This is a genomic window from Nonomuraea sp. NPDC050022, assembly GCF_044460705.1.
In the GTDB taxonomy this organism is placed as follows: Bacteria; Actinomycetota; Actinomycetes; order Streptosporangiales; family Streptosporangiaceae; genus Nonomuraea.
In genome coordinates this window covers 613492-625710 of record NZ_JBITKE010000004.1, presented here as the reverse complement: position 1 = coordinate 625710, position 12219 = coordinate 613492, and the positions used below count along the sequence as shown (strand labels likewise).

The following is a 12219-nucleotide window of genomic DNA, read 5'->3' as shown; positions in this document are numbered from 1 at the left end:
GATGGACGGCCCTCGGATAACCTGCTGGACGTCGTGCGGAGGTGTCCACGTAGGAGAAGGCCAAGGAAATGAGCCGAGTGCCTGGATCAGCGGATGAGACGGGCGCGGTCGCGTACCGGCCGCTGCTGTTCTCCATCGCCTACGGGATGACCGGGTCGGTGGGCGACGCCGAGGACATCGTGCAGGACGCGTTCCTCGGCCTGACCCGGGCGCACCAGGCCGGAACCACGATCGCCGACCTGAAGGCGTACCTGACGACGACGGTGACGCGGCTGGGCATCGACTACCTGAGGTCGGCGCGGGTACGGCGGGAGACGTACGTCGGGGAGTGGCTGCCCGAGCCGGTCGTCGTGACCGCCGATGGGCCGGGGCCGGTCGAGCACGTCGAGCTGGCCGACTCGCTGTCAATGGCGTTCCTCGTGCTACTGGAGTCCCTTTCGCCGGTGGAGCGGGCGGTGTTCATGCTGCGCGAGGTGTTCGGGTACGGCTACCCGGACGTGGCCAAGGTGACCGGCAAGACCGAGGTGAACTGCCGGCAGATCTTCACCCGCGCCAGGCAGCGCATCGCCGCCGGGAGGCGCGGGCGCGACAGCGCGCCGCCCCCGGCGTCGCGCGAGAGCGTGCCGCCCCCGGCGCGGCGGGCGGAAGGCGAGAAGCTCGCCCGCAGGTTCTTCGAGGCCGCCGCGGGCGGCGACATGGACGCGCTGCTCGGCATGCTCGCGCCCGACGTCGTGTTCATCGGGGACGGTGGCGGCAAGGCGCAGGCGATCGGCAAGCCCGCGACCGAGCCCCGGCGCGTCGCGCAGCTGCTCGTCGGCGGCTTCCGCCGGGTCCAGATGCTCGGCGTCTCCTTCCGGCCGGCCTGGGTCAACGACCGGCCCGGCGCTGTGATGTACGACGCCGAAGGGCGCGTGGCCAGCGTGGTCGAACTCGACATCGCCGACGGCGTGGTCCAGGCGATCCACTCGGTGGCCAATCCCGACAAGCTCGGACACCTCGGACCGGTATCTGATGTGGCGCGACTGCCGGAGAAGAACTGATCTCGCGTCCGAGCGAGTGCCGAGCGCCGTAGATCCCGGTAAGCGCCGTAGATCCGGGCGAGTCGCAAGCGCGGTGGAACGCGGCGGGCTGGGCGCGTCGGGACAAATTGGGCATTGACGAAAAATTCTTACATGTTTTGATGGATCAAGTCGGAAAGTTTCACCGCCTCATCGGGGGACCCCCTGCAGAGCCCACCCCAAGGAGGACGCGCATGGTGCGCCGCCAGCCCACTGACCCCCCACCCATCGACTTGTACGCCTCCGTCCAAGGAGAGGTCTCCTGGTTCTGCTGCGGCACAGCCTGGGGACCGTGCAGCACCACCGGCAAGGGAGCCTGCGGCACCTGCAACTCGGGCAGCCTCCAGCACGCCTGGCCCAACACCTCCGACGCCTGCTTGGCCATCACCCACCCCGACACCTGCGGCGTCAGCCTCTCCCGGCGGACCTGCGGGTTCCAGCACAAGATCACGGCGCTGTGCAGCGGTACCAGCGTCGTCACCGCCATCGCCGACTGCGGCCCCCAGACGGACCTGTTCTGCGGTGAGAAGAGCTGCTGCGGCGCGACCTGCGCCGGCAACCGCCTGATCGACCTCACCCCGGCCGCCTACAGCAAGATCGCCAGCCTCTCCGCCGGCCTGAGGCCCTGCGAGATCTCGACCCCCTAGGGAGCTGACGATGACCAGTAGACGGCAAATGCTCAAGTCCGCCCTGCTCGGGGGCGGGGCCAGCGTGGTCGCCGCGACCGCGCTCGGCTCGCTCGGCCCCGAGGCGGCGTTCGCCACGGCCAGGGCGCCCGAAGTGGAGCCCGGCACCGTCGACCCCAACTTCGCCGAGGGCCGGATCCGCTCCATCAAGGACAACACGCTCCTCGTCCTGGGCTCGAACATGGTCTTCCACAACATCCGGGTCGTGGACGGCACGAGCCTCTGGAAGCTGGGGCCCGTCCCCTTCGACCAGGCCAAGCCGGGTGACGGCCTGTACGCCCGAGGCGTGCGGATGCCCGACGGGGTGCTCGCCGCCGAGTCGGTGTGGCTCAACATCGTCAACATCAAGGGCCACATCAAGAACATCACCAGCGACAAGATCCACCTCGACCACAACGGCCAAGAGGTCCTCTGCCACGTCGTGTCGGGCAAGTCGGTCGCCGTCCACTCCGAGTCACCGCCGTCCGCGGACCTGTCGATGCTGCGGGTGAGCCAGCACGTGCAGATCCTCGGCGCGTGGCGACCGGACACCAACGAGGTCGACATCGCCACCGTCTTCTCCCCCCACTAGGAGCGACACATGCAAGGGATCGCCGCGCTTCAGCCGTACGTGATCGCCCTCTTCCTCGTCTGGGCGGCCCTGATGAAACTGTTCAGCCGTCGAATGCGGGCGGAAGCCGGACGGACCGCACTGGCCCGGCTGGTCGGCTCGGCGCGCGCGGTCCCCACGCTCCGCCTCGTCGGGGTGGTGGAGCTCGCGGTGGCGGCCGCGCTGCTGCTGCCGCCCGCCACCCCTGAGGAGGGCGCGGCCGCCGCCGTGCTCTCGGCGGGGTTCCTCGCCTATCTCGCCTATGCGTACGCGGCCGCGCCCACGTCGTCGTGCGGCTGCCTGGGCGCGCACTCCCAGCCCGTGGACGTGCGCGCCTTCGCCCGCGCCGGGCTGCTGTGCGTCGCGGGCGTCGCGGCGATCTGGGCGGGGCCGTACCCGCTGGATCCCCCGCTCGTCGCACTGGGCCTGGTGGAGGTCGTCGCTCTGCTGGGCCTCTCGGCGGAGCTGGACCGCCTCTGGCTGAGCCCACTGCGCCAGCTCCTCGTACGGCTCCGCCGGCCGCTGGCCGTACGCTCACCGGGTGAGATCCCGCTGGAGGTCTCGCTGCACCTGCTCTACCTCAGCCCCGCGTACTGCTCGGCGTCCGCGCAGCTCACCTCGGACGTTCAGGACGTGTGGGACGAGGACGGCCTGCGGTTCGTGGTGTACGGGGCGCGCGAGCGGACGGCCGTCTTCTCCATCCCTCTTGCCGGAGCCGACCCGACGACCGTCCGCGTCGCGCTCACCTGATCAGGGCGTCTGACCGGGCTGATCGACGATCCCCGAGCCCAGTACGGACATGGAGCTGGTCTCGCCGGCCTGCTCGACCTTGATGCCCATGTAGTGGTAGTCCTCCGGGTCGAGGATGTACGTGCCCTTGCCCGCCTCGCCCAGGTCCAGGACGACGCCTATCCCCTTGCGACCGTCACCGTCCGAGATGTTCTCCTGGACGGTGACGTTCGGGATCTTCGCCAGGGCCCGGTACATCGCCGCCGCCTTCTCCGGCGGGATCATCGGCCCGAACTTCAGATACCACCCGATCGCCCCGAAGGCATTGACGTCCGGGAGCGAGCCTTCCGGGCAGGCGGGCTGGCAGATGGACATCGGATACCGCTCCTCCTTGAGCCCGCGGAAGTGCGCGAGCAGCTCGTCGGCGTCGGCGGGCAGAGCCTCCAGTTCCTGTGCGGTCTTGCCCGGGTTCGAGGGCCCCTTCTCTCCGTTTCCGATCTTCAGCTTGCCCTTGACCCGTACGGCGTCCTTCGCCCCGTCCATCCGGCTCCAGTGCTCGAAGTCCGGGAGGTCGCCACCCATGTGCTGTGACTCTTTGACGTAGAACCACTGGTCGGAGCGGATCTCGACGGCCTTGGTACGCGCGGCGACAAGGGCCGCGTTCTCCAGCAACCCGATCGGGTCGGGCTGCCGCACCTTGACCGGCTGCTCGGCGCCGCCGAGTTGGGTCACGGTCACCGCGGCGGCGGCCACACCACAGGCGACCAGGGCAAGGCCCCAGCGCGGGCGGAGCGCCGGCCACTTGCGAGGCGCCGGGGAGCGGCCCTGGATCACGGCGAGCAGCCGCTGCTCCTCGGCTCGCGCATCGGGCCGTCGCGGAACCTCATCGCGCAACCCGTTGAGGAGTTCGAGCTCGTTCATCGGTTAATTCCTTCGTTCGCGTCGGTTGGGTCGATGCCACCGAGCACCCGCCGTAGCTTGCTTCGAGCCCGATTCACCCGCGAACGCACCGTTCCCACCGGAACACCCAGCGCCTGAGCAGCCTGCTCGTACGTGAGCTCCGCCCACGTCACCAGCAGCAACGTGTCGCGGTGCCCCCGAGGGAGCCCGGCCAAGGCGCCCGCCAGGCGGCGTCGCACACCGTCGGCGGCCACCCGCTGATCGACCTCGTCCGTGAACGATTCGGTCACCGAGTCCACCCCCGTGCGGCTCAGTGCCCGATACAGGCTGATCTCGTGACGCCGGTGGCGCCCGATGAGATTCGTGGCGATGCCGTACAGCCATGGCCGCGCGTCGGCGCGCGTCAGGTCGTACTTCTCCCGGTGCTGGAACGCCCGCGCGAACGTCTCCGCCACGATGTCCTCGGCCGGATCCGGGCCCAGCCGCCTGATGACGTAGTGCTTCAGCGCCGGGGCGTGACGGGTGAACAGCGTGGTGAAGTGTTCGGGCTCATGCCGGGATCGGGCGATCACCGCGGCATCGTCGGCCGTCTCCACGGCCTCGGGCCAGGGTGGTGTGCCCGTCCGGCTCTCGTGTCGCATCTCGTGCCTCTCGGGTGTCTGTCATGACACGAGAAATTGCCACCAGGAGGCCACGCGGTTCCCGAAATATCGCCCACCGAGCCAAGCCGCGCGGCTGAGGCCGACGGCTTGAGGCGACGGGCGCCTATGCCGGTGCCAGGGCCTTGGAGCGATCGGCGATGAGGTGGACGGCGATGCCGGCGAGCACGGTGCCCATGAGGTACCGCTGGATCCGCAGCCAGAGCGGGCGGCCCGCCAGGAAGGCGGCCAGCGTGCCCGCCGACACCGCGATCAGGGCGTTGACCAGGGTGCCGATGAGGATCTGGACCGAGCCGAGCGCGAGGCTCTGCAGCAGCACGTGCCCCATGGCCGGGTCAATGAACTGCGGCAGCAGCGAGAGGTACAGGATCGCGATCTTCGGGTTCAGCAGGCAGGTGAGCAGGCCCATGGCGAAGAGCTTGCGCGGCGGCTCGATCGCCAGCTCGCGCGGCTCGAAGGCGGAGGTGCCGCCGGGCTTGACGGCGTTCCAGGCCAGCCAGAGCAGGTAGGCGGCGCCGGCGAGCTTGAGCACGGTGTAGGCGGCGGGTACGTACGCGAAGATCGCCGTCAGGCCCAGGCAGGTGGCCGTCAGATAGACGGTGAACCCGAGCGCCACCCCGATGAGGGAGATCAGGCCGGCCCGGCGGCCCTGGGTGATGGAGCGCGACACCAGATAGATCATGTTCGGCCCGGGGGTGAGAACCATGCCCAGCGACACCAACGCGATTCCCAGCAGACCACCCGTCATATGGGCAGATTAGCGGACATTGCGCCCGGCTACCCGTGAATACTCTGCGTAAGCGCACGGGTATGAGAGGTTCACCGGTGGCATCTATACGCCCCTTTCGGGAAGCTGTCATCCGAGCAGCACCCGAGAAGGGACCTCAGCGATGGACTTCAGGGACGACGCCAACCTCGATTCCTCACAGGTGGAGGACGTTGGCGGTAGTGGCGGGGGCGGGGGCGGTGGCGGGTTCCCGGGCGGCATGGTCATCGGTGGCGGCGGAATCGTCAGCCTGATCGTGCTCGTCATAGTCTTCGTCCTGAACAACCTGAGCGGCGGAACCGACCAGCCGGCGCAGCAGCGGCAGCCGTCCTCGAACCTGTCGCAGCAGTGCCGTACCGGCAAGGACGCCGACCAGTCGGAGAAATGCCGGGTCGTCGGCGTGGTCAACAGCATCCAGGACTACTGGAAGACCCAGATTTCCGACTATCGCCCGGCGAAGACCGTCCTGTACTCCGGCAGCCTGCGCACCGCCTGCGGCGCGGCCAGTTCGGCGGTCGGCCCCTTCTACTGCCCCGGCGACCAGCGCGTTTACCTGGACCTGAGCTTCTTCGACCAGTTGCAAAGCCAATTCGGCGCAAAAGGCGGCCCATTCGCACAGGCATATGTAATCGCCCACGAGTACGGGCATCACGCCCAGGACCTCCTAGGCGAGCTCTCCCAAGGCAACTCGGTGGCGACGGAGTTGCAGGCCGACTGCTACGCGGGTGTGTGGGCCAAGCACGCCGTCGAGACCGGCTTCTACGAAAAGCCGTTCACCACCGCGGAGATGGCCGAGGCGCTCGACGCGGCGGCAGCTGTCGGCGACGACCGGATCCAGCAGCGTACGCAGGGCAGGATCGACCCGGAGTCGTTCACGCACGGTAGCTCCGAGCAACGCGTCAACGCCCTGAATCGCGGTTACAAGATCGGCGACCCGGCCAAATGCGCGCAGGCCGATCTTGTATAACGGCGGCGTAGAACACGAGTAATCGGATTCTCTCCTAAAATCGTTGGGGTGATCTTTAAGCTCGTCGGTGACGGCCGTCCTTATCCCGACCATGGTCTGACGCCCAGAGAGTGGGCGCAGATCCCCCCACGGCAGGTCCGGCTCGACTCGTTGATCACCACGAAGGCCATGCTGGACCTGCATTCCCTGCTCGCCGCCGACTCCACGTTCTACGGCGACCTCTTCCCGCATGTGGTTCAGTGGGAGGGCGAGCTCTACCTGGAGGACGGGTTGCACCGGGCGCTCCGGGCGGCCCTGCACCAGCGATCGATCCTGCACGCCCGAGTCCTGGAGATGCCCCGCTGACGGACAAATGTCGGACCTGTCCGGCAGGATGCCTCCATGATCTTTTTTCAGCTGGTGATCGACTGCGCTGACCCCGGACGGCTGGCGCGCTTCTGGGCTGACGGCTTGCGTTATGAGCTGGAGGAGCCGCCGGGCAATTTCGACACCTGGCGAGACTACTGGCTGAGCATCGGCGTGCCGGAAGAGGAGCTCGGCGACGGAGACTGCTGCGACAGCATCGTCGATCCGGAGGGCGGGGGCCCGCGTATCTGGTTCCAGCAGGTGCCTGAGGGCAAGGTGGTTAAGAACCGCTTCCACCTCGACATCAAGGTGGGCGGCAAGCGGGAGGAGGTCCCGCTGGCGATCCGCAGAGAGCGCGTCGATGCCGAGGTGGCGCGGCTGGTCAGCGCGGGCGCCTCGGTCGTACGTGTGCTCGCCGAGCCCGGGATGGACCACTACGCGGTGGCGATGACGGACCCGGAGGGCAATGAGTTCGACGTCGTCTGAGGGGCCGTCTCAGAGGGTCATCTGAGAGGCCGTTCGGCTCAGAGGTCGGCTGAGAGTTGGTGCGATGGACGAGGCCGTGGCGCGAGCGAAGTTCCTGGCAGCACGCAGCGCCAGGTTGGCCACCGTGGACAAGCAAGGGGCGCCGCACCTGGTGCCCATCGTCTTCGCGGTGGCGGGCGACATGATCGCCTTCGCCGTGGACGACAAACCGAAGCGGACGACAGACCTCCGCAGGCTTCGGAACATCGCGAGCGACAACCGGGTGTGCGTCCTGGTCGACCACTACGCCGACGACTGGCGGCGCCTGTGGTGGGCCCGAGCCGACGGCACGGCCGCGCTCGTCGACGACGACACCACGCGCGGCCAGTGGCTCGACCGGCTGGCCGCACGCTACGACCAATACGTGGAGCGACGCCCCGCCGGCCCGGTGATCGCGATCACCGTCGAACGGTGGAGCGGCTGGGCCTACGACGAGTAGGAGGGACGATGTCCGACAGCCGCCTTCGGCTCGGCGCCTGCCTGTCCCTGTCAGGCGAGTACGCGAGATTCGGCAGGCAGGCCGGACTCGCCCTGGACATCTGGCGGTCCACAACCGGCGCGGCAGACCTGCTCATCGAGGACGACGGCAGCGATCCCGACCGGCTGGCCGCCCTCCTCCCCAGGTTGTCGGCGGAGTGCGACCTCCTGCTCGGCCCCTACTCGACCATCCTCATGCGAAGAGCGGGAACCGTCGCCGCGACCCTGGATCGCCTGATCTGGAACCACGGCGGATCAGGCGATGACGTGGAAACCGCCCACCCGGGCCACGTCGTGTCCGTGCCGACGCCGACGAGCCGCTACGCGGAGCCCTTCGTCCGGCACCTCGCCGCCCGCGAGGATCCCCACCCGCTCCTGATCGTCCCCGGCAAGGGCCGTTTCGGCCGTCAGGTCGCCGACGGCGCCGAGCGCCTGGCGCGCGCCCTCGGGATACCCACCATCCGCCGCCGCCCGAGCACACCGGAGGGCTACACCGGCTCGCTCGGAGAGGACTGGGACCTCTTCTGCGCCGACTCCTGCGAGGAGGGTTGGGATCTCTTCTGCGCCGGCTCGTTCGAGGAAGACGTGGAAACGGTCACGTCGGCCAGATCACTGCCGACGCCTCCGCGGACCGTCTGCGCCGTGGCCGCGGGCGTTCGCGAGTTCGGCCAGGCCGTCGAGGAGCCCCTGGGCATCTACGGTGTCGGGCAGTGGTTCCCGGGGAGCGGCGGTCATGTCGAGTTGTCCATGAGCGAGGACGACTTCCTGAGCGCCTACCGGAAACGCTCCGGGTCACTCCCCGACTATCCAGCAGCCCAGGCCGCGGCCGCTGCCGCGATCGCGACACACTGTGCCCGGCAGGCGGCCGGCACCACACGTGAGGCGCTGTGGGATACCGCCGTAGCACTGGAGACGACCACCATGTTCGGCGCCTTCAACGTGGATCCCCGCACAGGCGCCCAGATCGGGCACCAGACGGCACTCACCAGATGGGGCGCCGAAGGCCCCGCCATCGTGACATCAAGGCTGCGCGGCCCTGCCACCCCGCCATTGTGACGTCGAGGCCCCGCCATCGTGACGTCAAGCTCCCGCCACCCAAGATCCCGCCGTAGCAAAGTCCTCGCTCGGCAAGGCCTCAGCCGGAAGTCAGCTCTGCGGCCGCTCACCCAAGGCCTCAGCCCAGCCCATGTCCTCATAGGTGACCTGCAGTTTCGGTGTCGATTGCCCTTGTTCGCGGAACTCGTAGCAGAGCAACTCCGCCGTCTCGTCGTCCACGATCAATCGAGCCTCCCCATTCCCTGCTGAGGTCCGCGCCAGGGCGACCCCGGTGCGCCCCAGCGAATCGGTGACCTCTCCCAGCGACTTGATCGCGGGCTGCTCGGCAAGCAGCCGGTAGAGGGCGGAGCGAGTCCCAGGGCTGATCGGACCAGCCAGCAGGTCCTGCGCCGCCGACCACACGTATTCGGTGAACTCCGGCTTGGCGGGCCACCAGTCGCTTGCGGACTCCTCGTCGAACAGCCGCCGCAACCGGCTCTCCAGCCTGTCCTTGCTGGTCGGCAGCTTGAGCAGTTGCCGGACTGTGAAGTTGTGGTTGCCGATCGGAAAATGGAGTTCCATGTCGTAGTCGTTGGTCGACGGCTTCTCATCGGCCAGGGCGGGCGAGCCCAGCCGCTTCCACCTCGCCTCGTCCGCCGAGGTAGCGAAGGCGACCTTCGGGTCCTGACCCGTCACGGTTCGGCTGGGCGCGCCTTTGTCGCTCGCGTACCAGCTGTCCTGGGTACTCGCCACGGTCGCCGAGAAGGGGATCTTCTGCCGTTGCGGCTTTTTGAGTTTCTTCCCGAAGTAATACGCCGGCTGGGAGGTGCGTTGACGGGTGTACCAGTAGGGGCCCGACGTGGCCGGCTCGCGGGCGGCGGTCTCGGCTGCGGCCAGCAGGACGGACCGAGCGTCCAGGGATTGTGTACGGGGGGAATGCGAGGACCGTGAACCCTCCCCGGAGGGCGGCGCACTGGCAACCGAGGGCAGGCCGGCCGGGACGACTCCGCCGCTGCCCAGAACCACGACAACGGCTGCCGAGGCAAGGGCCGTTCCGGCGATGGCGCCCACCACGGCACGGGTCCGCCTGGCCCGGCGTCCCCGGCGTACCAGAGCCGACACCGGCGCGGGCGTGACCGGTTCACGCTGAGCGAGAGTCCGCAACGCCTGCGCGAACTCTTCATGATCATCGTTCATCGCGCTGCCTCCTGGTTGTCCCGCAGAGCAGTGCGCAGCCGCGCCATCGCTCTGGAGTGCTGACTCTTGACTGTGCCGACCGTGCAGCCGAGGGACGCCGCGACCGCTTTCTCCGTCAAGTCCTCGTAGTGCCGGAGCACGACGATGGCGCGCTGCCTGCGCGGCAGGGAGAGCAGCGCGCGGCGTAAATCCTCGTGCGGCTCATACGGCCCGGACCGAGGATCGGCGTGATCAGGCGGATCGGCAGTGGGCAGTTCCCGTTGACGTCGCCGCCACCAGCTGACGTTTCCATTGACCAGCATGCGGCGCAGATAGGCGTGCGGATCGGTGGGACCTACACGTCGCCACCGCACGTACAGCCGCACCAGGCAGTCCTGAAGCAGTTCCTCGCCCCGGTGGCGGTCGCCGGTGAGCAGAATGGCGACGGCCATGTGCCGGTTCCAGGCCGCCTCGGCGAAGGCGGCGTACGCGGCGTCTTCCGTTGGATCACTCACATGGCCTCAACGCGGAGGTGCCGGAAAAAGGTTGGCAGAAGGCCAGAATTGTTTCCACGCTAGTACCGGCCGGGGCCGCCGACGTACATGGGGAGCAGGGTGCCCACGTCATGTCCCCCGACAAGAAGACATACTCCGTCACCTGCACCTGAGAGGAGCCGACGGTGGCCCTTAAGTGGACCGCGCTGTCCCCCGCCGACATGCCGGCGATCGCCGATCTCGCGCGGCGGTGCGTGGCGCACGACGGCGGGCTCCAGGCGACCGCGTCCCTGTCCTTCCTGGAGCGCAGGTACGCGGCGGGGACGGCGGTGGGCGCGTTCGCCGACGGCCGCCTGGTGGCCTGCGGGGCCGTGCGCCCCGTGGGTGACGCGTCGGCGGCGACCGGTCTGGTCGACCCGGGGCATCGGGGGCAAGGGCTGGGGTCGGGCCTGCTGGACCGGCTGATCGGGGAGGCGCGGCCGGTCCGGCTGATCGGGGAGGCGCGGCCGGTCCGGCTGGAGAGCGAGTCGGTGACCCCGGAGGCCCACGCGCTGTTTCTCTCGCGCGGGCTCCGGCAGACGTTCGCCGAGGACGTCTACCGCCGCGACCTGAGCCGACCGCTGCCGCCGGGGCCGGAGCCAGAGCTGGAGCTGGAACTGGAGGTCCTGGAATGGTCGCGGGACACCGAAGGGGCCTTCTACGAGGCCTACTCCGCGTCCTTCGCCGACCGTCCCGGCTTCCCCGGCTGGTCGCGGGAGGAGTGGGTGGACTGGCTGGTCGACGACGAGTTCCTGCCCGAGTGTTCGCTGGTGGCACGCGGAACGGGCGGGACCGCCGGCTTCGTGGCGTGCGCGGAAGGCTTCCTGATCCAGGTCGGCGCCGTGCCCGGGTGGCGGCGGCGCGGGCTCGCGCGGGCACTGGCGGTCGCCGCGCTCGGCCGCATGCGTACACGGGACACGACGGAGGTCTTCCTGGACGTCAACGTCAACAACCCGGCCTCGGCCGCCCTCTTCCGCGGCCTCGGATTCGAGGTGATCGCCCGCCGGGCCCGTTACGAACCGGTGGACTGACCCCGCGCGTCAGCGGACGTTCGGCACCCGCTGAGCGCGGCGGGCGGCCTCGGTCTGGAGCCGGCGCCTCAGCTGTTTGCCGTGGCGGAGAAAGCAACGGGTCCGCAGGCGGCGGTCCTCGGGCAGGCGCCAGTCGGGCAGCGCGCGCTCGATCGCGACGCTGAGCCGGTCGTCGCCTTGGGCGGTGGCGGTGCCGAGCAGCACGACGTTCTCCTGCCACCGCATGCCGGGATCGTGCCGGTGGAAGGTCAGGCAGACCGGCCCTGGCACGGCCGCCACGCCGGCCGGCAGGTCCAGCTCGTACCCGATGGAAGTGGGCGAGAAGGCACGCGCGGGCACGGACACGGGCCGGCCGTCCGTCACCGTCGACATGATCGGCCGGCCCAGGTCGCGGGCCCGGTGGGCGTACGGGCGCCGGTCGGCGGGCGGCGCGGAGCGGCCGGGCAGGCGGGGACCCGACGGGGCGGGGTCGGAGGCAGGGACCGTGGTGCCGGGCGGGCAGGTCAGCCTGGCGAATGTGGGTCGCCTGGCGCGACCCGGTCTTGGGGTGGCCGTCTCGTCCGGCTGGTACGCACACGGCCCTTGGCCGTCCTCGCACAGCAAAAGGCCCCTGACCCGGTCAGACAGGTCAGAGGCCCGATAGGTGGCGGTGGTGGTGGGATTTGAACCCACGGATGAGTTGCCCCATCACACGCTTTCGAGGCGTGCGCCCTCGGCCACTAGGCGACACCACCGTCGACGAG

The 12219-nt window shown here is 69.3% G+C and carries 16 protein-coding genes and 1 tRNA gene; 10 read left to right on the top strand and 7 right to left on the bottom strand.

Annotated elements, in window-relative coordinates; all coding sequences use genetic code 11:
- The first annotated feature begins 68 nt into the window (after positions 1-68).
- The 4 genes from sigJ (at position 69) to ACIBO2_RS19570 (ending at position 3083) form a co-directional block, all read left to right on the top strand.
- Positions 69-1040 carry an RNA polymerase sigma factor SigJ gene (gene sigJ, locus ACIBO2_RS19585; protein ID WP_358534459.1) on the top strand — a complete coding sequence of 324 codons (972 nt, stop codon included), beginning with the start codon at positions 69-71 and terminating at the stop codon, positions 1038-1040.
- A gap of 212 nt (positions 1041-1252) precedes the next feature.
- Entirely contained in the window at positions 1253-1705 is a 453-nt protein-coding gene (locus ACIBO2_RS19580) for a hypothetical protein (protein WP_358534457.1), read from the top strand.
- Positions 1706-1715: 10 nt separating this feature from the next.
- Positions 1716-2315, top strand: coding sequence for a cell wall protein (locus tag ACIBO2_RS19575; RefSeq protein WP_357655210.1), 600 nt, complete (start codon positions 1716-1718; stop codon positions 2313-2315).
- Positions 2316-2324: 9 nt separating this feature from the next.
- Positions 2325-3083, top strand: a complete 759-nt coding sequence (locus ACIBO2_RS19570) for a MauE/DoxX family redox-associated membrane protein (protein WP_358534455.1) — start codon at positions 2325-2327, stop codon at positions 3081-3083.
- Here the strand turns inward: ACIBO2_RS19570 and ACIBO2_RS19565 are convergent, their stop codons facing one another.
- From ACIBO2_RS19565 to ACIBO2_RS19555, 3 genes are all read right to left on the bottom strand, one after another.
- Complete coding sequence (locus ACIBO2_RS19565; protein ID WP_358534453.1) at positions 3084-3983, bottom strand: CU044_5270 family protein; 900 nt, start codon at positions 3981-3983, stop codon at positions 3084-3086.
- Complete coding sequence (locus ACIBO2_RS19560; RefSeq protein WP_358534451.1) at positions 3980-4603, bottom strand: RNA polymerase sigma factor; 624 nt, start codon at positions 4601-4603, stop codon at positions 3980-3982. Before ACIBO2_RS19560 ends, ACIBO2_RS19565 begins: the two co-directional genes overlap by 4 nt.
- 124 nt (positions 4604-4727) lie before the next feature.
- Positions 4728-5369, bottom strand: a complete 642-nt coding sequence (locus ACIBO2_RS19555) for a LysE family translocator (RefSeq protein ID WP_358449097.1) — start codon at positions 5367-5369, stop codon at positions 4728-4730.
- Positions 5370-5511: 142 nt separating this feature from the next.
- Between ACIBO2_RS19555 and ACIBO2_RS19550 the strand changes: the two genes are divergently transcribed.
- From ACIBO2_RS19550 to ACIBO2_RS19530, 5 genes are all read left to right on the top strand, one after another.
- On the top strand, positions 5512-6354 hold the full coding sequence (locus ACIBO2_RS19550; protein WP_357937948.1) for a neutral zinc metallopeptidase: 843 nt from the start codon (positions 5512-5514) through the stop codon (positions 6352-6354).
- Between the two features lie 48 nt (positions 6355-6402).
- Positions 6403-6699, top strand: coding sequence for a type II toxin-antitoxin system VapB family antitoxin (locus ACIBO2_RS19545; protein WP_357937951.1), 297 nt, complete (start codon positions 6403-6405; stop codon positions 6697-6699).
- Between the two features lie 36 nt (positions 6700-6735).
- Entirely contained in the window at positions 6736-7185 is a 450-nt protein-coding gene (locus ACIBO2_RS19540) for a VOC family protein (protein ID WP_358534445.1), read from the top strand.
- Positions 7186-7249: 64 nt separating this feature from the next.
- Positions 7250-7663: a TIGR03668 family PPOX class F420-dependent oxidoreductase gene (locus tag ACIBO2_RS19535; RefSeq protein WP_397298221.1), complete on the top strand. Its 414-nt coding sequence runs from the start codon at positions 7250-7252 to the stop codon at positions 7661-7663.
- An 8-nt stretch (positions 7664-7671) separates the two neighbouring features.
- Complete coding sequence (locus ACIBO2_RS19530; RefSeq protein WP_397298219.1) at positions 7672-8757, top strand: ABC transporter substrate-binding protein; 1086 nt, start codon at positions 7672-7674, stop codon at positions 8755-8757.
- 90 nt (positions 8758-8847) lie between these two features.
- Here ACIBO2_RS19530 and ACIBO2_RS19525 read toward each other — a convergent pair whose 3' ends face one another.
- Positions 8848-9933, bottom strand: a complete 1086-nt coding sequence (locus ACIBO2_RS19525; protein ID WP_397298217.1) for a CU044_5270 family protein — start codon at positions 9931-9933, stop codon at positions 8848-8850.
- The gene (locus ACIBO2_RS19520) at positions 9930-10427 is read right to left on the bottom strand and encodes a SigE family RNA polymerase sigma factor (protein ID WP_358534437.1); all 498 of its coding nucleotides are present in this window, start codon (positions 10425-10427) and stop codon (positions 9930-9932) included. The genes ACIBO2_RS19525 and ACIBO2_RS19520 overlap by 4 nt, the downstream gene beginning before the upstream one ends.
- 164 nt (positions 10428-10591) lie before the next feature.
- Here ACIBO2_RS19520 and ACIBO2_RS19515 point away from each other — a divergent pair, with 164 nt between their 5' ends.
- Positions 10592-11476 (top strand): GNAT family N-acetyltransferase, encoded by an 885-nt coding sequence (locus ACIBO2_RS19515; protein WP_358534435.1) that lies wholly within the window; start codon positions 10592-10594, stop codon positions 11474-11476.
- A gap of 9 nt (positions 11477-11485) precedes the next feature.
- On the opposite strand, the gene ACIBO2_RS19510 is transcribed toward ACIBO2_RS19515, so the two are convergent.
- Both ACIBO2_RS19510 and ACIBO2_RS19505 read right to left on the bottom strand, forming a co-directional pair.
- Positions 11486-12148, bottom strand: a complete 663-nt coding sequence (locus tag ACIBO2_RS19510) for a hypothetical protein (protein ID WP_397298214.1) — start codon at positions 12146-12148, stop codon at positions 11486-11488.
- Positions 12121-12210, bottom strand: a tRNA-Ser gene (locus ACIBO2_RS19505). The genes ACIBO2_RS19510 and ACIBO2_RS19505 overlap by 28 nt, the downstream gene beginning before the upstream one ends.
- Positions 12211-12219 lie beyond the last annotated feature (9 nt).